This window comes from Neisseria sp. HMSC15G01 (assembly GCF_001808255.1).
GTDB lineage: Bacteria > Pseudomonadota > Gammaproteobacteria > Burkholderiales > Neisseriaceae > Neisseria > Neisseria subflava_A.
Genome location: NZ_KV792655.1, coordinates 19,111 through 40,870 on the forward strand (window position 1 = coordinate 19,111; position 21,760 = coordinate 40,870).

The 21,760-nt window shown below is 48.6% G+C and carries 24 protein-coding genes and 2 tRNA genes; 21 read left to right on the forward strand and 5 right to left on the reverse strand.

Annotated elements, in window-relative coordinates; genetic code table 11:
• Positions 1 to 158: 158 nt before the first annotated feature.
• Positions 159 to 1,565, forward strand: a complete 1,407-nt coding sequence (locus HMPREF3139_RS01510; protein WP_070459864.1) for a dihydrolipoyl dehydrogenase — start codon at positions 159 to 161, stop codon at positions 1,563 to 1,565.
• A 73-nt stretch (positions 1,566 to 1,638) separates the two neighbouring features.
• Here the strand turns inward: HMPREF3139_RS01510 and HMPREF3139_RS01515 are convergent, their stop codons facing one another.
• On the reverse strand, positions 1,639 to 2,769 hold the full coding sequence (locus HMPREF3139_RS01515; protein WP_049328597.1) for a PilT/PilU family type 4a pilus ATPase: 1,131 nt from the start codon (positions 2,767 to 2,769) through the stop codon (positions 1,639 to 1,641).
• A gap of 203 nt (positions 2,770 to 2,972) precedes the next feature.
• Here HMPREF3139_RS01515 and HMPREF3139_RS01520 point away from each other — a divergent pair, with 203 nt between their 5' ends.
• From HMPREF3139_RS01520 to lepB, 3 genes are all read left to right on the forward strand, one after another.
• Entirely contained in the window at positions 2,973 to 3,674 is a 702-nt protein-coding gene (locus tag HMPREF3139_RS01520) for a 5'-methylthioadenosine/adenosylhomocysteine nucleosidase (protein WP_049328596.1), read from the forward strand.
• A 132-nt stretch (positions 3,675 to 3,806) separates the two neighbouring features.
• Positions 3,807 to 5,600, forward strand: coding sequence for a translation elongation factor 4 (gene lepA, locus HMPREF3139_RS01525; protein WP_002226499.1), 1,794 nt, complete (start codon positions 3,807 to 3,809; stop codon positions 5,598 to 5,600).
• Positions 5,600 to 6,619 (forward strand): signal peptidase I, encoded by a 1,020-nt coding sequence (gene lepB, locus HMPREF3139_RS01530; RefSeq protein WP_070459868.1) that lies wholly within the window; start codon positions 5,600 to 5,602, stop codon positions 6,617 to 6,619. Before lepA ends, lepB begins: the two co-directional genes overlap by 1 nt.
• Before the next feature lie 54 nt (positions 6,620 to 6,673).
• Here lepB and HMPREF3139_RS01535 read toward each other — a convergent pair whose 3' ends face one another.
• Positions 6,674 to 7,552, reverse strand: coding sequence for a DMT family transporter (locus HMPREF3139_RS01535; RefSeq protein WP_141743125.1), 879 nt, complete (start codon positions 7,550 to 7,552; stop codon positions 6,674 to 6,676).
• Positions 7,553 to 7,788: 236 nt separating this feature from the next.
• On the opposite strand from HMPREF3139_RS01535, the gene HMPREF3139_RS01540 reads away from it, so the two are divergent.
• From HMPREF3139_RS01540 to greB, 12 genes are all read left to right on the forward strand, one after another.
• Positions 7,789 to 8,328, forward strand: a complete 540-nt coding sequence (locus tag HMPREF3139_RS01540) for a gamma carbonic anhydrase family protein (RefSeq protein WP_003747238.1) — start codon at positions 7,789 to 7,791, stop codon at positions 8,326 to 8,328.
• A gap of 14 nt (positions 8,329 to 8,342) precedes the next feature.
• Positions 8,343 to 8,942, forward strand: a complete 600-nt coding sequence (locus HMPREF3139_RS01545) for a Maf family protein (protein ID WP_070459874.1) — start codon at positions 8,343 to 8,345, stop codon at positions 8,940 to 8,942.
• 88 nt (positions 8,943 to 9,030) lie between these two features.
• Positions 9,031 to 9,810 (forward strand): 16S rRNA (adenine(1518)-N(6)/adenine(1519)-N(6))-dimethyltransferase RsmA, encoded by a 780-nt coding sequence (gene rsmA / locus HMPREF3139_RS01550; RefSeq protein ID WP_070459877.1) that lies wholly within the window; start codon positions 9,031 to 9,033, stop codon positions 9,808 to 9,810.
• A 7-nt stretch (positions 9,811 to 9,817) separates the two neighbouring features.
• Positions 9,818 to 10,141: a hypothetical protein gene (locus tag HMPREF3139_RS01555; RefSeq protein WP_070459880.1), complete on the forward strand. Its 324-nt coding sequence runs from the start codon at positions 9,818 to 9,820 to the stop codon at positions 10,139 to 10,141.
• On the forward strand, positions 10,141 to 10,869 hold the full coding sequence (locus HMPREF3139_RS01560) for an amino acid ABC transporter ATP-binding protein (RefSeq protein ID WP_070459883.1): 729 nt from the start codon (positions 10,141 to 10,143) through the stop codon (positions 10,867 to 10,869). Before HMPREF3139_RS01555 ends, HMPREF3139_RS01560 begins: the two co-directional genes overlap by 1 nt.
• A 63-nt stretch (positions 10,870 to 10,932) precedes the next feature.
• Positions 10,933 to 11,292 carry a hypothetical protein gene (locus tag HMPREF3139_RS01565; RefSeq protein ID WP_049322913.1) on the forward strand — a complete coding sequence of 120 codons (360 nt, stop codon included), beginning with the start codon at positions 10,933 to 10,935 and terminating at the stop codon, positions 11,290 to 11,292.
• 4 nt (positions 11,293 to 11,296) lie between these two features.
• The gene (locus tag HMPREF3139_RS01570) at positions 11,297 to 11,749 is read left to right on the forward strand and encodes a protein YgfX (protein ID WP_070459886.1); all 453 of its coding nucleotides are present in this window, start codon (positions 11,297 to 11,299) and stop codon (positions 11,747 to 11,749) included.
• A 38-nt stretch (positions 11,750 to 11,787) separates the two neighbouring features.
• Positions 11,788 to 13,071: a bifunctional tetrahydrofolate synthase/dihydrofolate synthase gene (gene folC, locus HMPREF3139_RS01575; RefSeq protein WP_070459888.1), complete on the forward strand. Its 1,284-nt coding sequence runs from the start codon at positions 11,788 to 11,790 to the stop codon at positions 13,069 to 13,071.
• A 13-nt stretch (positions 13,072 to 13,084) separates the two neighbouring features.
• Positions 13,085 to 14,230, forward strand: a complete 1,146-nt coding sequence (gene ftsN / locus HMPREF3139_RS01580; RefSeq protein WP_070459891.1) for a cell division protein FtsN — start codon at positions 13,085 to 13,087, stop codon at positions 14,228 to 14,230.
• Entirely contained in the window at positions 14,223 to 14,756 is a 534-nt protein-coding gene (locus HMPREF3139_RS01585; protein WP_070459894.1) for a CvpA family protein, read from the forward strand. Before ftsN ends, HMPREF3139_RS01585 begins: the two co-directional genes overlap by 8 nt.
• Positions 14,757 to 14,908: 152 nt before the next feature.
• The gene (gene purF / locus HMPREF3139_RS01590; protein WP_070459897.1) at positions 14,909 to 16,453 is read left to right on the forward strand and encodes an amidophosphoribosyltransferase; all 1,545 of its coding nucleotides are present in this window, start codon (positions 14,909 to 14,911) and stop codon (positions 16,451 to 16,453) included.
• A gap of 74 nt (positions 16,454 to 16,527) precedes the next feature.
• Positions 16,528 to 17,019 (forward strand): transcription elongation factor GreB, encoded by a 492-nt coding sequence (gene greB, locus HMPREF3139_RS01595; RefSeq protein WP_070459900.1) that lies wholly within the window; start codon positions 16,528 to 16,530, stop codon positions 17,017 to 17,019.
• An 87-nt stretch (positions 17,020 to 17,106) separates the two neighbouring features.
• Here the strand turns inward: greB and plsY are convergent, their stop codons facing one another.
• Complete coding sequence (plsY, locus tag HMPREF3139_RS01600; RefSeq protein ID WP_070459903.1) at positions 17,107 to 17,718, reverse strand: glycerol-3-phosphate 1-O-acyltransferase PlsY; 612 nt, start codon at positions 17,716 to 17,718, stop codon at positions 17,107 to 17,109.
• 57 nt (positions 17,719 to 17,775) lie between these two features.
• Here plsY and folB point away from each other — a divergent pair, with 57 nt between their 5' ends.
• A complete protein-coding gene (gene folB / locus HMPREF3139_RS01605) occupies positions 17,776 to 18,126 on the forward strand; it encodes a dihydroneopterin aldolase (protein WP_070459906.1) in 351 nt (116 codons plus the stop codon).
• Between the two features lie 73 nt (positions 18,127 to 18,199).
• Positions 18,200 to 18,736, forward strand: a complete 537-nt coding sequence (locus tag HMPREF3139_RS01610) for an NUDIX hydrolase (RefSeq protein WP_070459909.1) — start codon at positions 18,200 to 18,202, stop codon at positions 18,734 to 18,736.
• Positions 18,737 to 18,866: 130 nt separating this feature from the next.
• Here the strand turns inward: HMPREF3139_RS01610 and HMPREF3139_RS01615 are convergent, their stop codons facing one another.
• Both HMPREF3139_RS01615 and HMPREF3139_RS01620 read right to left on the reverse strand, forming a co-directional pair.
• Entirely contained in the window at positions 18,867 to 19,505 is a 639-nt protein-coding gene (locus tag HMPREF3139_RS01615; protein ID WP_070459911.1) for an alpha/beta hydrolase, read from the reverse strand.
• A gap of 41 nt (positions 19,506 to 19,546) precedes the next feature.
• Positions 19,547 to 20,341 (reverse strand): polyamine aminopropyltransferase, encoded by a 795-nt coding sequence (locus HMPREF3139_RS01620; RefSeq protein ID WP_039862255.1) that lies wholly within the window; start codon positions 20,339 to 20,341, stop codon positions 19,547 to 19,549.
• Between the two features lie 215 nt (positions 20,342 to 20,556).
• Here HMPREF3139_RS01620 and HMPREF3139_RS01625 point away from each other — a divergent pair.
• The 3 genes from HMPREF3139_RS01625 (at position 20,557) to panB (ending at position 21,664) form a co-directional block, all read left to right on the forward strand.
• Positions 20,557 to 20,632, forward strand: a tRNA-Thr gene (locus tag HMPREF3139_RS01625).
• A 36-nt stretch (positions 20,633 to 20,668) separates the two neighbouring features.
• Positions 20,669 to 20,744 (forward strand) — tRNA-Thr (locus HMPREF3139_RS01630).
• 128 nt (positions 20,745 to 20,872) lie between these two features.
• The gene (panB, locus tag HMPREF3139_RS01635) at positions 20,873 to 21,664 is read left to right on the forward strand and encodes a 3-methyl-2-oxobutanoate hydroxymethyltransferase (RefSeq protein ID WP_049333454.1); all 792 of its coding nucleotides are present in this window, start codon (positions 20,873 to 20,875) and stop codon (positions 21,662 to 21,664) included.
• Positions 21,665 to 21,760 lie beyond the last annotated feature (96 nt).

Consider the following 21,760-nt stretch of genomic DNA (forward strand, 5'->3'; position numbering starts at 1 on the left):
TCTATATTTACAAGTAGAATTTGAGATTATTGTTTTAAATCGATATTTAGATATTGGCTATTGATTTTTAAATTTTGATAGTTTATGAAGTTTAGGCCGTCTGAAAACGGATAACCTGATGGCAATATCGGTTTGGATATAGACAGTAAGGATAAAATATGAAAAAAATTCAAGCAGATGTGGTAGTACTGGGTGGCGGTACAGCCGGTATGGGCGCATTTCGCAATGCTCGACTTCATACAGATAATGTTTACCTGATTGAAAACAATGTATTCGGAACAACTTGTGCGCGTGTCGGCTGTATGCCGTCCAAATTGCTGATTGCAGCTGCGGAAGCGCGCCATCATGCTCTGCATACCGATCCGTTTGGCGTGCATTTGGATAAAGACAGCGTAACGGTAAACGGCGAAGAAGTCATGCACCGCGTGAAGTCCGAACGCGACCGTTTTGTTGGTTTTGTAGTCAGTGATGTAGAAGAGTGGCCTGCCGACAAGCGTATTATGGGTACGGCAAAATTTGTTGACGAACACACCGTCCAAATCGATGACCACACTCAAATCACTGCAAAAAGTTTTGTGATTGCTACCGGTTCGCGCCCTGTGATTTTCCCTCAGTGGGAAGTTTTGGGCGATCGCTTGATTGTGAACGATGATGTTTTCTCTTGGGATACCCTGCCTAAGAGTGTGGCCGTATTCGGTCCTGGTGTAATCGGCTTAGAGTTGGGTCAGGCTTTGCACCGTTTGGGCGTAAAAGTTGAAATTTTTGGCGTAGCAGGCGCTATTGGCGGTATTTCCGACCCTGTTGTCGCTGAAGAAGCCAAAACCGTTTTTGGTGAAGAGTTGACCTTGCATTTGGATGCCAAAACCGAAGTCAAATTGGACGCAGAAGGCAATGTTGAAGTTCATTGGGAACAAGATGGCGAAAAAGGTATATTCCATGCCGAATATGCTTTGGCTGCCGCCGGTCGCCGTCCGAACGTGGACAATATCGGTTTGGAAAACCTGAATATCGAAAAAGATGCACGTGGCGTGCCTGTTGCCGATCCGCTGACCATGCAAACCAGCATTCCGCACATCTTTATCGCAGGCGATGCATCCAACCAACTGCCTCTGCTGCATGAAGCTTCTGACCAAGGCAAAATTGCCGGTCACAATGCCGCTATTTTCCCGAATATTGAGGGCGGTTTGCGCCGTAGCGTAATCGGCGTGGTATTTACCAGTCCGCAAATTGCCACTATCGGTTTGAAATACGCGCAAGTTGCGGAGAAATATCAGCCTGATGAGTTTGTCATCGGTGAAGTTTCCTTCCGAAACCAAGGCCGCAGCCGCGTTATGTTGGTAAACAAAGGCCATATGCGTTTGTATGCTGAGAAAGCGACCGGCCGTTTCATTGGTGCGGAAATTGTCGGCCCTGCTGCCGAACATTTGGCACACTTGATGGCTTGGGCGCATCAAATGAAGATGACGATTCCGCAAATGTTGGATATGCCGTTCTACCATCCGGTTATCGAAGAAGGTCTGCGCACTGCATTGCGTGATGCCGATGCAAAACTGAAACAGGCTTGATTATTTGATGGAATAAAGGCCGTCTGAAACTCGTAGTAAGGTTTCAGACGGCCTTTTTTATGCTTTGAAGCTGTTAAATCAATTCTAAATCCGGACCGGCATTTTGCGCACGACGGCTTCGTAATTGAATGTCTAAGCGCAAATCATGAGCGGAGTCGGCATTTTTAATGGCGTCTTGATAACTGATATCGCCGTTTTCATACAAATCATACAAGGCTTGGTCAAAAGTGATCATGCCCATGCCGGTTGATTTTTTCATCATTTCTTTGATGTTGTGGACTTCGCCTTTTTGAATCAAGTCGGCAATAATTGGCGAATTGAGCAAAACTTCGACCGCCGCCACACGACCCCGTCCGCTTTCACGGGGAATCAGTCGTTGTGAAATAAAGGCTTGCAGGTTGAGCGATAAGTCGGTCAGCAACTGGGTACGGCGCTCTTCGGGGAAGAAGTTGATGATGCGGTCGAGCGCTTGGTTGGTACTGTTGGCGTGCAGTGTTGCCATACACAAATGGCCGGTTTCTGCGAAGGAAATGGCGTAGTCCATGGTCTCGCGGTCGCGGATTTCACCAATCAGGATAACATCCGGCGCTTGGCGCAGGGTATTTTTCAATGCAATCGGCCAATTTTCTGTATCTACACCGATTTCACGTTGGGTGATGATGCAGTTTTTGTGTTGGTGGATAAACTCAATCGGGTCTTCGATGGTAATAATGTGGTCGAAGCTGTTTTCGTTTCGATAGTCGATAAGGGAGGCGAGGGAAGTGGACTTGCCCGAACCTGTACCGCCGACAAAAATAATCAGGCCGCGTTTTCTGAGGGCAATGTCTTTCAGAATAGGGGGTAGATTGAGCGTTTCAAATTTCGGGATATTGCTGGTAATGGAACGGAATACCAAAGCAGTTGCACCGCGTTGAACCATTGCATTAACACGGAAGCGGCTGGTATCGGGCAGGCTGATGGCGAAGTTGCATTCGTTGGTGGAAGAAAATTCTTCGATTTGTTTGGAAGACATAATCGAAAAAGCGATTTCCATACATTTTTCAGCACTCAGCGGCTCATCAGTCAGTCGCATGATTTTGCCGTCCACTTTCATGGCCGGTGGGAAATTGGTGGTAATGAAAAGGTCGGAGCCTTTGTATTTGTTCATATGGCGTAGCCAAGCGAACAATTCTTCTTTTGCATCCGGAGTATTTTCGTTAAACATAAGAATTTAGGTATTTAAAATATAGTTATTTTATCTATGGTAATTATAACAGATGCAATCATTATTTGCTGATTGCTAGCTGGAGCATCAATCTGTTTTAAATTGGGTGTCGTTCTGGGAATATAGCAGATTTTTCAGTATCCCTGTGATTTTAAATTCTGCTGTTATAATGTTGCCCGATTAGTGAATGGAAAGGTAACGAGATGTCAGTACAAACAATTGCCGTGGTCGGCGCAATGGAACAGGAAATCGAGCTTTTGCGTGAAAGCATGACCAATGTCAAGCATGTGTCCTTCGGTAAATTCTCGGCGTATGAAGGTGAATTGGCCGGAAAACGTATGGTATTGGTTTTGAGCGGTATCGGTAAAGTCAATGCGGCGGTTTCGACTTCTTGGGTCATTCATCAGTTTGCACCGGATTGCGTCATCAATACCGGCAGTGCAGGCGGTTTGGGCAAGGGCCTGAAGGTCGGTGATGTGGTCATCGGCGAAACTGTGGCGCATCATGATGTTGACGTAACGGCTTTTGGTTATGTTTGGGGACAAGTACCGCAACTTCCTGCCGTGTTTGCATCGGATTCAAACTTGATTCGCCAAGCAGAAAAGGCGGCGCAAGTGTTTGACGGAGCGGCTGTCACGCAAGGCCTGATTGTCAGTGGCGACCGTTTTGTGCACAGCAGCGAAGGTGTCGCGGAAATCCGCAGCCATTTCCCAGAAGTAAAAGCAGTGGAAATGGAAGCTGCGGCGATTGCGCAGACTTGTTACCAGTTGGAAGTGCCGTTTGTAATTATTCGCGCCGTCTCCGATTCGGCAGATGAGAAAGCGGACATCAGCTTTGAAGAGTTTTTGAAAACGGCGGCTGTCAGCTCGGCGAAGATGGTGACCGAGATTGTCAAATCGCTATAAAATCATGCAGAAACGTTGAATTTCCGTTAGAATACGGAACGATTCAACCTTATTCTAAGGCCGTCTGAAAACCGAATCCCTGTTTTTTCAGACGGCCTTTCCGACTTTAATTGCATTTATCTTAATAACAATATGAAAAACATACGGAATTTCTCCATTATTGCCCACATCGACCACGGTAAATCGACGCTTGCCGACCGTTTTATCCAATACTGCGGCGGTTTGGATTTGCGCGAAATGAGTACGCAGGTGCTCGACTCCATGGACATCGAAAAAGAGCGCGGCATTACCATCAAAGCGCAAACCGCCGCGCTCAACTATAAAGCACGCGACGGGCAGGTGTATCAGCTTAACCTAATTGATACGCCGGGACACGTCGACTTTTCTTACGAAGTATCCCGTTCGCTCTCTGCCTGCGAAGGCGCGCTTTTGGTCGTTGACGCGTCACAAGGCGTGGAAGCGCAAACCGTGGCGAACTGCTATACCGCGATTGATTTGGGCGTGGAAGTCGTGCCTGTTTTGAACAAAATCGACCTGCCTGCCGCCGACCCCGAGCGCGTGGAACAGGAAATCGAAGACATCATCGGCATTGATGCCGTTGGCGCGGTACAGTGTTCTGCCAAAAGCGGCATTGGTGTGGAAGATGTTTTGGAAGAAATCGTTGCCAAAATCCCTGCGCCGACCGGTGATGAAAATGCGCCGTTGCAAGCGGTTATTGTTGATTCATGGTTTGACAACTACGTTGGCGTGGTCATGCTGATTCGTGTGAAAAACGGCACCATCAAGCTGAAAGACAAAGTACGCTTTATGAGCACCAAGGCGGAAACTCAGGTCGAGCAGTTGGGCGTATTCACACCGAAATCGGTTCAAAAACAAGAACTCAAAGCCGGCGAAGTGGGTTTTCTGATTACCGGCGTAAAAGAATTGGGACAGGCGAAAGTCGGCGATACGGTGACTTTGGTTGCCAACCCTGCCTCTGAGCCGTTGCCCGGCTTCCAAGAAGTACAAAGCCAAGTATTTGCCGGTCTCTATCCTGTGGAAAGCCACGACTACGAAGCCTTGCGCGACGCTTTGGAAAAATTGCAACTGAACGATGCTTCACTGAAATTCGAACCTGAAGTTTCTCAGGCATTGGGCTTCGGCTTCCGTTGCGGCTTCTTAGGCCTGCTACACTTGGAAATCGTACAGGAACGTTTGGAACGCGAGTTCGACATGGACTTGATTACCACTGCGCCGACGGTGGTTTACGAAGTCGTTTTGAAGAGCGGCGAAAAAATCGAAGTCGAAAACCCATCTAAACTGCCCGACATCGGCAGCATCGAAACCATTCTCGAGCCGATTATTACCGCGACCATTCTTGTGCCGCAGGAGTATGTCGGCAACGTCATGACTTTGTGTAACCAAAAGCGCGGCGTGCAGGTCAATATGCAGTACATGGGCCGTCAAGTCATGTTGACTTACGATTTGCCGATGAACGAAGTCGTAATGGACTTCTTCGACAAGCTTAAATCGACTTCGCGCGGCTATGCTTCGTTGGACTACCATTTCAAAGAGTTCCAGCCGTCTGATTTGATTAAGCTCGACATCATGGTCAATGGCGAAAAAGTCGATGCCCTGAGCCTGATTGTGCACCGTCAAAGCGCGGTTCACCGTGGTCGTGAGTTGGCGTCAAAAATGCGCGAGCTGATTCCGCGCCAGATGTTCGACATCGCCGTACAGGCCGCCATCGGCAGCCAGATTATCGCCCGCGAAAACGTCAAGGCCCTACGTAAAAACGTTTTGGCGAAATGTTACGGCGGCGATATTACGCGTAAGAAAAAACTTCTCGAAAAACAAAAAGCAGGTAAGCGCCGCATGAAACAAGTGGGCAACGTGGAAATCCCGCAAAGCGCATTCTTGGCGATTCTGCAAGTGAGTGATAAATAATGAGTATAAATCTGACTTTAGGCGCAATCGTTGTACTGTTGGCCGGCTTGGTCCTCAACTTCAAAAGCAGCAAAGAGCGTCAGGAAAACGGCGAATGGAGCTCCGGCCTGCAATGGAGTTACCTCTTGTGCATGGTCGGCGTATTCGGCATTTTGTCTGAATTTATGAGCTTTACCGCCGTATTGCTGGTGTTTGTCGTGTTCACCGGCATGGTTTGGGCAATCCATAAAGGCCGTCTGAAAAAAAGCGAAACCGGCGAAGACAATGCGCATTTTACCGACTACATGGGTGGATTTTTCCCCATTATCTTGGTTATCTTTGTGTTGCGCAGCTTTATTGCCGAGCCGTTCCAAATTCCGTCCAGCTCCATGCGTCCTGGCTTGGTCAAAGGCGATTTTATCTTGGTGAACAAATTCTCTTACGGTATCCGCCTGCCGATTTTGAATAAGGTCATTATCCCTGTCGGCAATATTGCCCGAGGTGATGTCGTGGTGTTCAATTATCCGCTTCAGCCTGAGATGAATTACATCAAACGTATCGTCGGTATTCCGGGCGACGTTGTGGAATACCGTGATAAGGTTTTGACTGTTAACGGTGAAATTATTTCTGAAAAACCAAACGGCAACTATCAATACGCAGATGATACCGATCCGTCTATGATTCATACGCTTGAGCGTTTTCAGACGGCCTTGAACGGCAAAAATTTTGACGTGGTCAAGGAGGCCGGTCAGCCTTCCGTATCTATTGCCGTATTGAACAAATACACCTCCGAAGTGATGCCTGAAAGCAATTACTCGCTTGAAAAAAGTGGTTTGGAAAATTGCGAATACGCAGAAGACGGCAATGGCTTTATCTGTAAAGTCCCAGAAGGCCGTTATTTCGCGATGGGTGACAACCGCGACAACAGCGCCGATTCTCGTTACTGGGGATTTGTCGATGACAAGTTGATTGTCGGTAAAGCCTTCTTTGTTTGGATGAATTTGGGCGAACTCAGCCGTATCGGTACCAGTATCCAATAAGCAATAAACAGACTAAAAGGCCGTCTGAAATTTTTCAGACGGCCTTTTTTGTATCTATTTTTTGTCTTTTAACGAACCTAAATAAATTGCCAATAAAGTCAAAGTGGCGCCACCCCATTGGACGATATTAATCGGTTTATCCAACCAGAAATAATCGATCAACATGGCGGCGACTGGTTCGGAGAGCAGTAGTAGGCCGGTCAGTGACAAGGATAAAAGCGGGATGGCGTAAGCAATCAATGCCCAAGCAAAGCATTGCATAACGATGCCGTAGATGGAGACTAGAATCGCATCGTTTAAAGTTTTGGGGTAAAGATGGGTGGCATCGAATAGCAGCGATGGGATGACCAGCGCCATTGCGCCACCGAAGCTTAAAATCATCATCAGCGGAAACAAACCTACTTTTTCCTGCTCATGGGTTTTGCGTACGAAGACCATAGACAGGGCCAGCATGGCGCCGGATACTACGCCGCTGACAAATCCCCATGCGGCGTTGTCGTTATGACCGAACTCTGGGCTGCCGATTAAGGCTACGCCTATGGTGGCCAATATCAAACTTAAAATTTGCAGGGTGCTTAAACGTTCTGAATAAAAGAAGAAGCCGATGGCGGCTAAAAAGAAAATCTGCAGGCTGTTGAGCAAGGTGGAAATGCCGGGGCCTACGGCGTGAATGCTTTCGTGCCAAAGGGCGAGGTCGAATGCGAGGAAAACACCGGATAAGAGCGCGTAGCCAATCGTTTTTCTTTTCGTGGGCATTTTTTGTCTGAAAAAACGCCCGAGCAAGAAGAATATAGGGGCGGCAATCAGCAAACGCCAGAATGCGATGGCGTAAGAGCCGACATCGACAAATTTGACGATCAAGCTGCCTAAGCCGAAGACGACGCAGCCGACGACCAATAGGGGCGCTGCATAATTTCCCGAACGTGTCTCCATCGGCTTCTCCATCAATCAAATGAAGAAGATTATTCCATAAAAGATGGATGAGACGCTAATGATAAATAGTGGTAAGCCAAGATAAAGGTTTATGATGAAAGGCCGTCTGAAAACTATTTCAGACGGCCTTTTGATGATTTTTTGGCTTGATTTAGTATGGTTGTAGTATAAAATCGTTTTACGCCGTGTTTTCAGACGGCCTGATCAGTTTTGGTTTTGAGAAAAGGATATTGGAAATGGCAAACCCTATTCGTGCGTTTTTGGATTATGTGCCGTCGGTTGATAAGTCTTGCTTTATAGATGAGACTTCGGTTGTGATTGGCGAAGTGTCGCTGGCGGAAGATGTATCCGTTTGGCCTTATGCCGTATTGCGCGGCGATGTGAACAGCATTTCTATCGGCAAGCGCAGCAATGTGCAGGACGGCAGCGTTTTGCACGTGTCGCATAAGAATGCGGCAAAGCCTGACGGTTCGCCTTTGATTATCGGCGATGATGTGACGATTGGGCATAAGGTCATGCTGCATGGCTGCCGAATTGGGAATCGTGTGTTGGTGGGCATGGGATCGATTATTTTGGACGATACGGTTGTCGAAGATGATGTGATGATAGGCGCAGGCAGTTTGGTGCCGCCGCGCAAGCGATTGGAAAGTGGTTTTTTATACGTCGGCTCGCCTGTGAGACAAGTGCGTCCGCTGACGGATGAGGAAAAGGCATTTTTGACGTATTCGGCTGCACATTATGTCCGCCTGTCCGGTCAGCATAAAATTTCAAAATAAGGAAAACCAATCCAATGAACGCAATTTATCTGGCTTCGGGCAGTCCGCGCCGTCGTGAGATTTTGGAGAATTTGGGTTTCACGGTACACCGCCTTTCTGCAGATATTGATGAAACCCCTAAAGAAGGCGAAGCTGCGGTAGAGTATGTGCGCCGTATGGCATGCGAGAAAAATCAGGCGGCGGTGGCGCAATGGTTTACTGCTCATGATCAAGAGCCTGAGTTTGCTGTATTGACGGCGGATACGACAGTGGCGGATGGTGCGGCTATTTTGGGTAAACCGGAATCCGAGGCGGATGCGGTCGATATGCTGGAACGCTTGTCCGGACGGACGCATCAAGTGCTGACGGCTGTATGCGTTTACTGGCAAGGCGTACGCCATGATGTGGTGCAGACGAGCGAAGTGCGCTTTAAAACGTTGACGGCTGAGGAAGTCGCAGCCTATGTTGCCAGCGGTGAGCCGATGGACAAAGCCGGTGCGTATGGGATTCAGGGCTTGGGCGGCGTATTTGTCGAGCATTTGCAGGGCAGTTTTACCGGCGTGATGGGTTTGCCGGTTTATGAGACCGCGCAACTACTGAAATCTTTGGGTTTGGAAGCGCCGCCGTTTGCTTAAAATTAGGCAAATGCTGTCTGAAAGCGTGCCGACAAAAACGCTTGTTTCAGTTACAATACTGCCTTAAACAGCTTGCTTGAAGAAAGATATGAAAGAACATAAGGCCCGGAAACGCTTCGGGCAGAATTTTTTGCAGGATACGCGGATTATTAGCGATATTGTCAACGCAGTCAGACCGCAGCCTGATGATATCGTGATTGAAATCGGCCCGGGCTTGGCTGCCATTACCGAGCCTTTGGCGAAAAAACTCAACCGCCTGCATGTTTGCGAAATCGACCGCGACATCGTACGCCGTCTGAAAACCTTGCCGTTTGCAGATAAATTGGTGATACACGAAGGCGACGTATTGCAGTTTGATTTCAACAGCATTAAAGGCAAGAAAAAAATTGTCGGCAACCTGCCGTACAATATTTCCACGCCACTTTTGTTCCGATTGAGCGAAGTGGCGGACGATGTGATCGATATGCACTTTATGCTGCAAAAAGAAGTGGTCGAACGCATGGTGGCGCAGCCGAAAACCAACGACTATGGTCGTCTGGGCGTCATGCTGCAATATTTTTTCGATATGGAAATGTTGATTGAAGTACCACCCGAGTCCTTTGATCCTGCGCCGAAAGTGGATTCGGCCGTGGTACGTATGATTCCGGTGAAACACCGTATCGGTAAAGCAGAAGATTTTGAACACTTCGCCAAACTGGTAAAACTGGCTTTCCATCAACGACGCAAAACCATACGCAATAATTTGAAGGAACTTGCCGGCGATGATGATTTGCAGGCAGTCGGCATCAATCCGCAGGACAGGGCAGAACACATTGCCGCTGAGAAATATGTGGAATTGAGCAATTATCTGGTTCAAAAGGCCGTCTGAAACAGTGATGGCAATTTTTAAGCAACCTCCTATTCAATGGGGGTTTCTGGGTGATTCATATTTGTGGCGCGAGTTGGCGCAGTATTTTTCCGGTAAGGATATGCCGCCTGAGCGGCACCGTTTTGAAGCGGCAATTATCGGCGCAGTTTGGTTATTGACCGGGCATCGTCTCGATAGGGAAGAGCAATTTAAAGTCAATCGGTACAATCAAGGCGGAATCTCTGGCGGCGTAGTCAGTTGCCGCTTTTGGTTGGAAACTGTCATTCCTTTGCTTTGGCAGCGACAAGAGCAACTCAAGCCCCGAAAATTTTGGCAGTTTGGAAATAAATAATGATTAGATTCAAAAATGTACACAAACATTTTAAAGATTTGCACGTTATCAACGGCGTGAATCTGGAAGTCAAGCAAGGCGAAGTGGTCGTTGTATGCGGCCCTTCGGGCAGTGGCAAATCGACGTTGATTCGTACGGTAAACCAACTTGAGCGCATTGAAAGCGGCGAGATTTGGGTGGACGGCATCAATGTTGCCGATCCGAAAACTGATTTGAACAAAGTGCGCGAAGAAGTGGGCTTTGTGTTCCAAGGGTTCAATCTGTATCCGCATTTGACTGTCTTGGAAAATATTATTCTTTCGCCGATGAAAGTGAAAAACCAAAGCCGTGAAGAGGCGGAAAAGAAAGCGATGGAGCTTTTGGAACGCGTCGGCTTGGCGCATAAAAAAGACGCGCTGCCCGGTCAGCTTTCCGGCGGTCAGCAGCAGCGTGTGGCGATTGCACGCGGTTTGGCGATGGAGCCGCGCGTGATGTTGTTTGACGAGCCGACTTCCGCGCTTGACCCTGAAATGGTCGGCGAAGTATTAAAAGTGATGAAAGACTTGGCGGAAAGCGGCATGACCATGATGTGTGTGACCCATGAGATGGGTTTTGCGCGCGAAGTCGCCGACCGTGTGATTTTTGTCGATAAAGGCCAGATTCTGGAAGATGAAACGCCGGAAGAATTTTTTACCAATCCGAAACACGAGCGTGCCAAACAATTCCTGCAACAGGTGATGACACATTAAACTCAGGCCGTCTGAAATTTCAGACGGCATGATCGGTTTGAATGATTTTGAAAGTTGAACATTATGTATTTTGTTGACCGTACTGCTGTCGTGCTGAAGCCGACCGCCCGTTTTTTGGAATGGTTGAAATCCTCCGATGAGAATATGCCCGATTTGACCATTGAGCAACTGCGCACCAACTGTTCCGTATTCCTGGTGCCGCAATTTGACGAGCCGGAATCCGTCATTTCCTATTTTGACGAACGCTACCAGCAGATTTTTGAAGCCGAATTGGCAGGCTGGGACATCGATAAAAGCAAATGGCCGCAAGACATGAGCCTGAAGGCTTTTTGGGAATTTTTCGATACCGAAATCCACGATATGGTTTTGGATATGGAAGAGGCGGAATTGAACATTACGCCTGTTTTCGACAATATGATGTAAAGCCGTGCGAAGTTTTCAGACGGCCTTAAAGCCCTCGCGTTCTTTGAAAATTCTGATTGTCTTCTTACACCTTTCGGCTTTGGCCTTATGCCTTGCAGAGTTTTACGGCTGGATGATGTGGCTGGGTTTGGCGGCGTTGGCCGGCAGTTTTGCCTATGCTTGGCACAGCGTTAATTTTCAGACTCGAAATGCGGTCAGAAAAATCATCATCGACCGCCAATACTGTGCGACGGTTTACTTGAATGACAAGGAAGAGGGAAGAAGCGCGGTTTTGCAAGACAGCAGTATGTTGACGGTTTACGCTTTGTTTTTGCAATGGAATGTTGACGGAAAAATGGTCAAACACTGCATCTTGCCCGATATGGCCGACCGTGATGCCTACCGCCGTCTGAAAGTATGGGCGCGCTGGTGTCGGGAAAAAGAAGACAAAGCAGAACTTGCGGCAGATATGGATTAAACGGCTGTTTCAGACGGCCTCTTGAAGCGATCAATACAATGAAAACATTACAAGACTGGCTTTCTCATTTGGAGACTGCCCATAGTTCCGGCCTGATCGATATGGGTTTGGAGCGCGTGGGAGAAGTGAAAAAACGCATGAATTTGGTGCCGCAGTGTCCTGTCGTCGTGGTGGCGGGTACCAATGGCAAAGGCTCCGTATGCGCCTATTTGTCGCATATTTATAAAGAAGCCGGTTTCAAAGTCGGTACGCTGACCAGTCCGCACCTTCTGCGTTACAACGAACGAATCGCCATCAACACTCAGCCGGTTTCAGACGACCTGATTGTTTCCTCATTTGAGCGCATCGAAGCGGCACGCGGTGAGATTTCGCTGACGTATTTTGAGTTTAATGCTTTGGCCACCGTCGATATTTTCATGCGTGAAAATGTGGACGTCATGATTTTGGAAGTCGGTTTGGGCGGACGATTGGATGCCGTGAATGTATTTGACGGCGACTGCTCGGTCGTTACCAGCGTGGATTTGGACCATCAGGCATTTTTGGGAGATACCGTCGAGCAGGTCGGTTTTGAAAAAGCCGGGGTGTTCCGTAGCGGCAAGCCAGCCGTATGCGGTCAGAATCCTGCGCCTGAATCATTGGTTAAACACGCAGAAGAAATTGGCGCAAAACTGTTGATGGTTCAGCGAGATTTTGATTTTGCGTCAATGGAAAGCGTACAGTGGAACTACCGCTTCCATCCGCAATCTTCAGACGGCCAAAACCGCAACCGCAATTCCTTGCCGTTTCCTGCTTTGCGCGGCGCGTATCAGTTGTCCAATGCCGCGTGTGCACTGACTGTTTTAGAGTGTCTGAACAATCAGCTGCCCGTTGACATCGGCGCGATTAAACGCGGTTTGCTGTTGGTTGAGAATCCTGGACGTTTCCAAGTTTTACCCGGCCGTCCGCTGGTGGTCTTGGATGTCGGCCACAATCCGCACGCAGCCCGTGCTTTGCGCCGCAGTCTGATTAACCTTGCCTTTGCCCAAAAACGGACCGCCGTATTCAGTATGTTGTCCGACAAAGATATTGACGGCGTGCTGGAAATCGTTAAAGACCAGTTTGACGAGTGGAATATCGCGCCTTTAGATGTGCCGCGCGGCATGACGGTAGAGGCTTTGCAGGCCAAATTGGCTGAACACGGCATCGATAATGTAAATGTTTTTGAAACTGTCGCTGCTGCCTATCGCACTGCTTTGGCTAAAGCAACCGAAAATGATAGAATCGTTGTTTTCGGCTCATTCCATACTGTTGCCGATGTAATGGCTGTTTTGAAAGAACACTAACGAGGAAATTATCATGTCCGACAATAAACAAAAAGAAACTCCAAACGGATACGATTTAGACGGTTACGAACAACTCAAACGTCGCAACCGCCGTCGCTTGGTCTTGGCCTCCGGCTTGGTGGTGGCATCGGGTATGCTGTTCGGTCTGGCACTGACTTCCGGCGACGATAAAAATTCACCGTTTAAAGAAGCGCCTGTCGGTCAGAGCCAAGTCAAAAAGGCTGACGAGCCGAGCAAGGCTGTTGTTTTGGAGCCGAATAAAGAGGATGTTGCTGCTGCCGAGGAGGCTGCCCGCCACGCGGATGCCGAAGCGCCAAATAAACCGCAAAATGCAGGCGACGAAGAAGACAATGCGCCGGTTGAAGTATTGAAGCCAAGCCGTGAGTCTGCTCCCGAAGATGTCGGCGAGCCGTTGGTTTTGATTAATGATACTTTGGATGACGGCAATATTAAAGGTTTGGAAGAGTCTGAGCGTATTCAACGAGCTGAGGCCGCCAAACGCGAAGCTGCGGAGCGCCGAGCCGAAGAACGCCGCCAACGCCAGGCAGAACAACGTGCTGCGGCACGCAAGGCACAAGCCCAACAGGAAGCGGATGAAAAAGAAAACGCATTGGCTGCTAAAAAACGTGCACTTCAAGCGCGTGCTGAAAAAGCAGAGCGTGAAGCGGCTGCCGAACGCAATAAATTGGCACAATTGGAAAAAGCAGAGAAAGCCATTGCTGAGCGTAAATCTGCCAAAAACAGCAAAGACAGCGTAAAAGACAAGGCCGAGCCTGCTAAGAAAGCAGAAGCCAAAGTTGAAAAACCAAAAAATGAAAAGGCTAAACCGGAAACGGCCAAAGCAGAAAAAGCCGATAAGGTAAAAACTGCCGAGAAGCCGTCTGAAAAAGCCAAGCCTAAAGCTGAAAAAGAAACAGCAGAAGCCAAGCCTGCGAAAAAAGCTGCCATTCAGGCTGGTTATGCTGAAAAAGAACGTGCGCAAAGCCTGCAACGTAAAATGAAAGCCGCAGGTATCGACTCGACCATTACTGAAGTGATGACCGATAAAGGTAAGGTGTATCGCGTGAAATCAGCCAGTTATAAAAATGCACGCGATGCAGAGCGCGATTTGAACAAATTGCGTGTACATGGCATTGCAGGTCAGGTGACCAGTGAGTAATTTGCCTGTTGCCGATTTGTTGGCGACCACCGTCATCGTCATCTGCATCATTATCTCGTTGACACGGGGTATTATTGCTGAAGCAGGGGCGATGGTGGCGTGGGTGGTATCGTTTATTGCAGCCAGAACGCTTGCCGTTCCGTTTGCCGATGTGGTCTTTAAATCGGTTGAGTCGCATTCTTTGGCGGTTGCCATGGGTTTTGCCGCTGTGTTTTTTCTGGCATGGCTGTTGCAGAAACTGGCACGATCGCTGTTGAGCAGTTTGATGTCTGCCGTTGGTTTGGGAAGCATCAACCGTTTGCTTGGCGGCGTATTCGGTGCAGTGAAAGGTGTGATTTTGGTGACACTGGCAGTGATGGTTTTTTCACACACTGATTTGCCGAAAACGGAAGAGTGGCAAAGTTCGCACACAATTCCGTATTTTGAATCACTTGCTGATGCTGCGATGCCTTATCTGCCAGGGAAAGATACCGCAATGCCGCATCTTTCGGGTAAAGCAGCTGAAGTTGAAGAATTGGATGATTGAATTTGACGGATTCAGACGGCCTATGGGTCGTCTGAATCCGTTTTTATTTGCGTAAATTTGACATCATATTGTCAACAATTCGAGCAAACTCATCTAAATTATTTTATAATGACAGCTTACCCATTTAATCTTCAAACTCGGAGAAGCACGATATGTGTGGTGTATTAGGTTTGGTCAGTCATGAGCCGGTCAATCAGATGTTGTATGATGGTTTGCAGATGTTGCAACACCGTGGTCAGGACGCAGCAGGTATTGTTACTGCCGAAGGCAATATATTTCATATGCACAAGGGCAAAGGCATGGTGCGCGAAGTGTTCCGTACCCGCAATATGCGCGACTTGGTCGGTAATGCAGGCATTGCACATGTCCGCTATCCGACTGCAGGCAATGCGGGCAGCAGCGCAGAGGCTCAGCCGTTTTATGTCAGCTCCCCATTCGGCATTGTTTTGGCACACAATGGTAATCTGACTAATACCGAAGAGCTCTATGAAAACGTATGCAACAAACACCTGCGCCACGTTAATACCAGCTCCGATTCTGAAGTCCTACTCAATGTATTCGCACACGAATTACGCCGCGAAGTCTCTAAAAATACAGCCCCTTATCAACTTACCATCGACAATATTTTCAACGCCGTTTCCGAAGTACACCGCTTGGTGCGCGGCGCATACGGCGTAGTAGCCATGATTGCAGGATACGGCATGCTGGCTTTCCGGGATCCTTTCGGTATCCGTCCGTTGGTTTTGGGTTCGCAAATTGACGAATCCGGCAAAAAATCTTATGCTGTTGCCTCCGAATCCGTTGCTTTCAATGCGCTTGCCTATGATTTGGAACGCGATATCCAGCCGGGCGAAGCTGTATTTATTGGTTTTGACGGCACGATTATTTCCCGTCAATGCAGCGATAAAGCCAAATTAAGCCCTTGTCTTTTTGAATATGTTTATTTTGCCCGACCGGACTCCGTCATCGATGGCGTTTCCGTTTATCAGTCCCGTATGGATATGGGTGTATCTTTGGCAGAAAAAATCAAACGCGAGCTGCCTGTCGATGATATCGATGTCGTGATGCCGATTCCCGATACCAGCCGACCCAGCGCGATGGAGCTTGCCGTTCATCTCGAAAAACCTTACCGCGAAGGTCTGATTAAAAACCGCTACATTGGCCGCACCTTTATTATGCCTGGCCAAGCAACACGCAAAAAATCAGTACGCCAAAAACTCAGCCCGATGGAAACCGAGTTTAACGGCAAAAGCGTTTTATTGGTGGATGATTCCATTGTACGCGGTACGACCAGCCGTGAAATCGTCGAAATGGTACGCGCGGCAGGTGCACGCAAAGTCTACATTGCTTCTGCCGCTCCTGAAGTACGCTATCCGAATGTGTACGGTATCGATATGCCGACCCGTGAAGAACTGATTGCAAACGGCCGCAGCGCAGCAGAAATCGCAACCGAGATTGGCGCAGACGGCATCGTCTTCCAAAACTTAGAAGATTTGGAAGCAGTAGTCAAAGCACTCAATCCAAAAATCGAATCCTTTGATTCTTCATGCTTTAACGGTGTTTATCAAACCGGCGATATCGATGAAGCATATCTGAACCGTCTCTCTACCGAAAAATCAGGTTGTGGCGGCTTGAAAGTTCATCCAAGCAAAATGGAACACAGCATCAGTATCAGCGATAGCGATGATGATGAATAAAGTAAATTGACTTACAATAAAGGCCGTCTGAAAATTAATGTTCAGACGGCCTTTAATTATGTTATAGACACATCATGAGTACCGAAACCAAAAATTACATCACACCTACCGGTTGGCAGGCACTGAAAGACGAACTTTATCATCTGGTCAACAAAGAGCGCCCGGAAATCGTCCAAATCGTTAACTGGGCAGCAAGCAATGGCGACCGCAGCGAAAATGGCGATTATCTTTACGGCAAACGCCGTATGCGCGAAATCGACCGCCGTATCCGCTTCCTAACTAAACGCTTGGAAGCTGCTGTCGTTGTCGACCCTGAAGCGCGTGAAGCCACGGACCAGATTTTTTTCAGCGCCACCGTTGGCTTATTGCGCGGAGATGGTCGTGAACAAACCGTCAAAATTGTCGGCGTAGATGAAATTGATACCGCTAAAAACAAAATCTCATGGATTTCCCCTTTGGCACGCAGCCTGATTAAAGCACGCGAAGGGAATGAAGTTGTCTTGGATACACCGGAAGGACGCGAGATTATAGAGATTCTCTCAGTGGAATATATTAAGATTGACTGATTACGCGTGAATAAAGCAAGTGAAGCTATAAAAGGCCGTCTGAAAAATATACTTTCAGACGGCCTTTCATTGATTGTATCTACGTTTTTAAGATTTTCCGGCTTTATCTCCGATTTTGCTTTCTTTGCCTTGAATCAGGTTTTGAATATTGCTTTTATGGCGGTACAACACCAATGCTGCAATGAATACGGTTGCCCATGCCCAAGAGGCGTGTGGCATCATGAAGAAGGCGAAGATTGGGGCACAGACGGTGGCGACCAGTGCGGCGAGGGAGGATACTTTGAAACCGAATGCCATGACCAGCCAAATCAAGGTGCAGAGCAGGGCGGTTGCGGGGGAGAGGGCGAGTAAGACACCTAATGCGGTGGCCACGCCTTTGCCGCCTTTAAAATTGAAAAATATTGGCCACATATGACCGACCAATGCGGCGATGGCGACCAGGGCTATCGTTGCATCAGACAAATTTAAAGCATCTTGCAGACAGCGTGCCAAGATGACGGCAACCAAGCCTTTTACTGCATCGCCGAGCAGGGTCAGTGCGGCCGCTTTTTTCTTACCGCTGCGCAAGACGTTGGTGGCGCCGGGGTTGCCGGAGCCGTAAGTGCGCGGATCGTCCATGCCGTAATATTTTGATACGATGACGGCAAAAGACAGGGAGCCGATAAGATAGGCGGCAATAATGGCGAGTACATTGAACATTTTGGGTGCTTTACTTAAAATGGGAATGGTTATTCTATCAAAAAAACGGACAGGCAAATGGATAAAATCTTTTTGTACGGCATGAAGGCCGATACTTTAATCGGCGTATATGATTGGGAACGCGAGCGTAAACAGACTTTGATTTTGGATTTGGAAATCAGTGTCCCCGAGCGTACCGGCACGAGCGACGATATCGGAGACACCATCCATTATGGTGAAGTATGCGAAGTTGTACGCCGCAGCCTTGCCGAACAGGATTTTTTACTGCTGGAAACTTTGGCGGAACATATCGCCCAATTGATTTTAAATGATTTTGGTGCGGCCAAAGTGCGCGTCCGTATTGTGAAACCGGGTATCTTGCTCGATGTGGCGCAGGTCGGTATTGAGATTGAACGTACTCGGGAATAGGGCTTATCTATGCCGTCTGAAAAAGGATTTCAGACGGCCTTTAATATTTAATAATTTGGAAATGAGGTAAAAAATGGATTTGAAAGAAACTAAATTAAGCAGCGAGCCAATCTACGAAGGTTCTTTTGTTACCATCAGCCGCGATCGGGTTCGCCTACCCAACGGCAATGAAAGCCAACGAGTTGTGATCCGCCATCCGGGTGCTGCGTGTGTGTTGGCGGAAACGGAAGACGGCAAAGTTGTTTTGGTGCGCCAATGGCGTTATGCCGCCGATCAGGCGACGTTGGAATTGCCGGCGGGTAAATTGGATGTGGCGGACGAAGATCCTGCCGAATGCGCTTTGCGTGAGTTGGCAGAAGAAACGCCATATGTCGCCGACAGTGTCAAACTGTTGTACTCCTTTTATACTGCAGTTGGTTTTTGTGATGAGAAAATGTATCTCTACCAAGCGCAAGGCGTGCGTTTGGGTAGCGAATTGAGCAATGATGAAGATGAAATTACTGAAACCGTCCTGATGAGCAAGGACGAGGTGCGCAATGCATTGGTAAACGATGAAATCAAAGATGGTAAGACTTTGATTGGTTTGCAGTATTGGTTGACTCAGAATTGATATGTTAAGTAGAAAATCCTTGATGGATTTCTGAATACTTGAGCCTGATATTTAGATAATAAAGGTTTCATACAAACAAGGCCGTCTGAAAAAGCTTTCAGACGGCCTTGTTTTATTGTGTAGCCGGATTTTAGCCTAATAAAGCCGGTGCAAACCGTGTGATCGTATCGCGTAAAACGATGAGTTTGCCGTGGAAGAAGTGGGTCGAACCGGCAATGGTTACAACCGGCAGGCCTTGTGGTTCTGCCCATGTCAGGGCTTTGTTGATTTCGACGACTTCGTCTTCCGCGCCATGGATCATCAATGTTTTGGCGACATCAGGAACATCGGATGGTTCCGGGCGGTCGGTGTAGTGATGGACGGCGGCGCCCATCAGCAACAGCAAATCAGGCGTGCGTGCTTGTGCGGCAAAGGTGGAAACGTAGCCGCCGAATGAGAAACCTGCCAGGACGAATTGCGGCGCGTCAGGATGTTGCACGCGGGCGTAGTCGATAACGGCAATGCAGTCTTGCGTTTCGCCGCGGCCGTAGTCGTGTTCGCCTTCACTATTGCCTACGCCGCGCAAATTGGGCAGGTAGCAATGGAAGCCGAGTTGGCTGAGGGCTTTGGCAGCGGTTTGGATGACTTTGTTGGTGTTGGTGCCGCCTTGCAGGGGATTGGGGTGGTTGATGACGGCAACGCCGCGGGCGGAGTCTTGTGCGCTTGGCAGGTAGATGGTTTCCAGCAAACCGGCCGGGCCGGGAATTTGAATGATATCGGGTTTGAGCATGGGTGTGTCCTTGTTTGTTTTTTCAGACGGTCTGAAGCGGTTTACAGATAAAAATTCTTGCCGTTGTTTTGATTATTGGCTTTCAAATCAGCAAGCATCCGTTTGAAGTCCAAGCCGTATTTTTCGCTTAATTTTTCGGCGCGTTTTTTTAAGTTGTCGAGATTTTGTTCTTTAGGGCTGCTTTGGAATGCCATGACCGCTACGTTGCCGTGGCTTTCTGCAGGCAGCTCGAGTACGCGGCCGTCAAAGACGTTGAGCAGGCGTTCGACAAAGCGTTGGTAACGCTGATCGCCGCTCCACCAGTTGGTCACAAATACACCGTCGGGGGAGAGGGCGTTGCGGCAGTCTTGGAAGAAGGGTTCTTCCACCAAAGCATCGATAATCTGTTCGCCGTCAAAACCATCTACCAAAATTACATCGGTATTGTGGCGGAACACTTTAATATATTCCGCGCCATCCGCCTCGATAATTTCAAAATGTTCGCCTTCGTGCGGCAATTCAAACAGGCTGCGCGCTACGGCGATGACTTGCGGATTGATGTCAATGGCGGTTTGCTTGGTATCGGGCAGGTAGCTGTCTATCCAACGGGCAAACGAGCCGCCGCCCAAGCCAATTTGGGTGATGTGTTTGGGCGGGGTTTCTGCAAACAGCAGCCAACCCATCATGGCGCGGCTGTACGACAACACAAGCTCGGACGGATGATCGACATTCATGGAGCTTTGAATGGTGTCGCTGCCCAAGTGCAGGGAACGGATATTGCCTTCTTCAGAAATACCGACTTCGGGCAGATGGGATTTGGCTGGGCGCAGGCGGCGGTAAGGATGGCGGGGTGGCATGTGTGCAGACGAAAGATGTGAAAGGCGTTATTTTAACAGAAACCATGATGTTTTGCGCTGGGGCGGTTTTCAGACGGCCTTTGAGCGTGTTGGATGGCAAGATAAGGCATGTATTTAATTTTCTTTAAAATCATTGGTTTTTATAATTTCGTGAGTAACTTTGTTTTAAAATGCTTGCCAAGATGGGAACTTATCGGCATAATGCCGACTTCCTTGCCGGTATAGCTCAGTTGGTAGAGCACCTGACTTGTAATCAGGGGGTCCCGAGTTCGACTCTTGGTGCCGGCACCAGTTAAAGACTGATGGTGCTGCAAGGCATTTCAGTAAGCCGGTATAGCTCAGTTGGTAGAGCACCTGACTTGTAATCAGGGGGTCCCGAGTTCGACTCTTGGTGCCGGCACCAATTAAAAGCCCGATTGTGAAAGCAGTCGGGCTTTTTGCTTATGCTTTGATATTTTAAAAGCAGACCTTATAATACCGCGTTTCCATTACAACAAAGGGCTGCCCGTCGGGCGGAACACACAAAACACCATGATTACCGTAAACACTTTGCAAAAAATGAAAGCAGAGGGCGAAAAAATCGCCATGCTGACCGCTTATGAATCCAGCTTTGCCGCGCTGATGGACAATGCCGGCGTGGATGTGTTGCTGGTCGGCGATTCTTTGGGTATGGCGGTGCAAGGTCGTCAGTCCACTTTGCCGGTGAGCTTGCAGGATATGTGCTACCACACTGAATGCGTGGCTCGCGGTACTAAAAATGCCATGATTGTCAGCGACTTGCCGTTTGGCGCATATCAGCAGAGCAAAGAGCAGGCATTTGCGGCGGCGGCAGAGTTGATGGCGGCCGGTGCGCATATGGTCAAGCTCGAAGGCGGTGTCTGGATGGCGGAGACCACTGAATTTCTGCAAATGCGCGGTATCCCTGTTTGCGCCCACATCGGCCTGACCCCGCAATCCGTGTTTGCATTCGGCGGCTATAAAGTTCAAGGCCGCGGCGACAAAGCAGAAGCGTTGCTCAACGACGCCAAAGCGCATGATGCGGCAGGAGCGGCAATCGTATTGATGGAATGCGTGCCTGCGGAATTGGCGAAAAAAGTGACCGAGACAGTTTCTTGCCCAACCATCGGTATTGGCGCAGGCGTGGATTGCGACGGTCAGGTTTTGGTGATGCACGATATGCTCGGCATTTTCCCCGGCAAAACCGCTAAATTCGTGAAAAACTTTATGCAGGGCAAAGACAGCGTTCAAGCTGCGGTCAAAGCCTATGTGGACGAAGTCAAAGCAAAAACGTTCCCATCTGTCGAACATACGTTTGCCGGATAAAATAAAAACCAGGCCGTCTGAAACTTATTTCAGACGGCCTTTTTGATGAATAAAAGCGTATAATCGGCGCGTGATTTCCGTTGATGAAACGGCGGA

Excerpts from the sequence above, each read along its gene's own strand:
- HMPREF3139_RS01510 (WP_070459864.1), top strand. The coding sequence starts at position 159 with ATGAAAAAAATTCAAGCAGATGTGGTAGTACTGGGTGGCGGTACAGCC.
- HMPREF3139_RS01610 (WP_070459909.1), top strand. The coding sequence starts at position 18,200 with ATGGATTTGAAAGAAACTAAATTAAGCAGCGAGCCAATCTACGAAGGT.
- folB (WP_070459906.1), top strand. The coding sequence starts at position 17,776 with ATGGATAAAATCTTTTTGTACGGCATGAAGGCCGATACTTTAATCGGC.
- HMPREF3139_RS01535 (WP_141743125.1), bottom strand. The coding sequence starts at position 7,552 with ATGGAGACACGTTCGGGAAATTATGCAGCGCCCCTATTGGTCGTCGGC.
- HMPREF3139_RS01540 (WP_003747238.1), top strand. The coding sequence starts at position 7,789 with ATGGCAAACCCTATTCGTGCGTTTTTGGATTATGTGCCGTCGGTTGAT.
- HMPREF3139_RS01515 (WP_049328597.1), bottom strand. The coding sequence starts at position 2,769 with ATGTTTAACGAAAATACTCCGGATGCAAAAGAAGAATTGTTCGCTTGG.
- HMPREF3139_RS01560 (WP_070459883.1), top strand. The coding sequence starts at position 10,141 with ATGATTAGATTCAAAAATGTACACAAACATTTTAAAGATTTGCACGTT.
- rsmA (WP_070459877.1), top strand. The coding sequence starts at position 9,031 with ATGAAAGAACATAAGGCCCGGAAACGCTTCGGGCAGAATTTTTTGCAG.
- HMPREF3139_RS01520 (WP_049328596.1), top strand. The coding sequence starts at position 2,973 with ATGTCAGTACAAACAATTGCCGTGGTCGGCGCAATGGAACAGGAAATC.
- lepB (WP_070459868.1), top strand. The coding sequence starts at position 5,600 with ATGAGTATAAATCTGACTTTAGGCGCAATCGTTGTACTGTTGGCCGGC.
- HMPREF3139_RS01545 (WP_070459874.1), top strand. The coding sequence starts at position 8,343 with ATGAACGCAATTTATCTGGCTTCGGGCAGTCCGCGCCGTCGTGAGATT.
- purF (WP_070459897.1), top strand. The coding sequence starts at position 14,909 with ATGTGTGGTGTATTAGGTTTGGTCAGTCATGAGCCGGTCAATCAGATG.
- greB (WP_070459900.1), top strand. The coding sequence starts at position 16,528 with ATGAGTACCGAAACCAAAAATTACATCACACCTACCGGTTGGCAGGCA.
- HMPREF3139_RS01555 (WP_070459880.1), top strand. The coding sequence starts at position 9,818 with ATGGCAATTTTTAAGCAACCTCCTATTCAATGGGGGTTTCTGGGTGAT.
- ftsN (WP_070459891.1), top strand. The coding sequence starts at position 13,085 with ATGTCCGACAATAAACAAAAAGAAACTCCAAACGGATACGATTTAGAC.
- plsY (WP_070459903.1), bottom strand. The coding sequence starts at position 17,718 with ATGTTCAATGTACTCGCCATTATTGCCGCCTATCTTATCGGCTCCCTG.
- panB (WP_049333454.1), top strand. The coding sequence starts at position 20,873 with ATGATTACCGTAAACACTTTGCAAAAAATGAAAGCAGAGGGCGAAAAA.
- HMPREF3139_RS01615 (WP_070459911.1), bottom strand. The coding sequence starts at position 19,505 with ATGCTCAAACCCGATATCATTCAAATTCCCGGCCCGGCCGGTTTGCTG.
- lepA (WP_002226499.1), top strand. The coding sequence starts at position 3,807 with ATGAAAAACATACGGAATTTCTCCATTATTGCCCACATCGACCACGGT.
- folC (WP_070459888.1), top strand. The coding sequence starts at position 11,788 with ATGAAAACATTACAAGACTGGCTTTCTCATTTGGAGACTGCCCATAGT.
- HMPREF3139_RS01620 (WP_039862255.1), bottom strand. The coding sequence starts at position 20,341 with ATGCCACCCCGCCATCCTTACCGCCGCCTGCGCCCAGCCAAATCCCAT.
- HMPREF3139_RS01565 (WP_049322913.1), top strand. The coding sequence starts at position 10,933 with ATGTATTTTGTTGACCGTACTGCTGTCGTGCTGAAGCCGACCGCCCGT.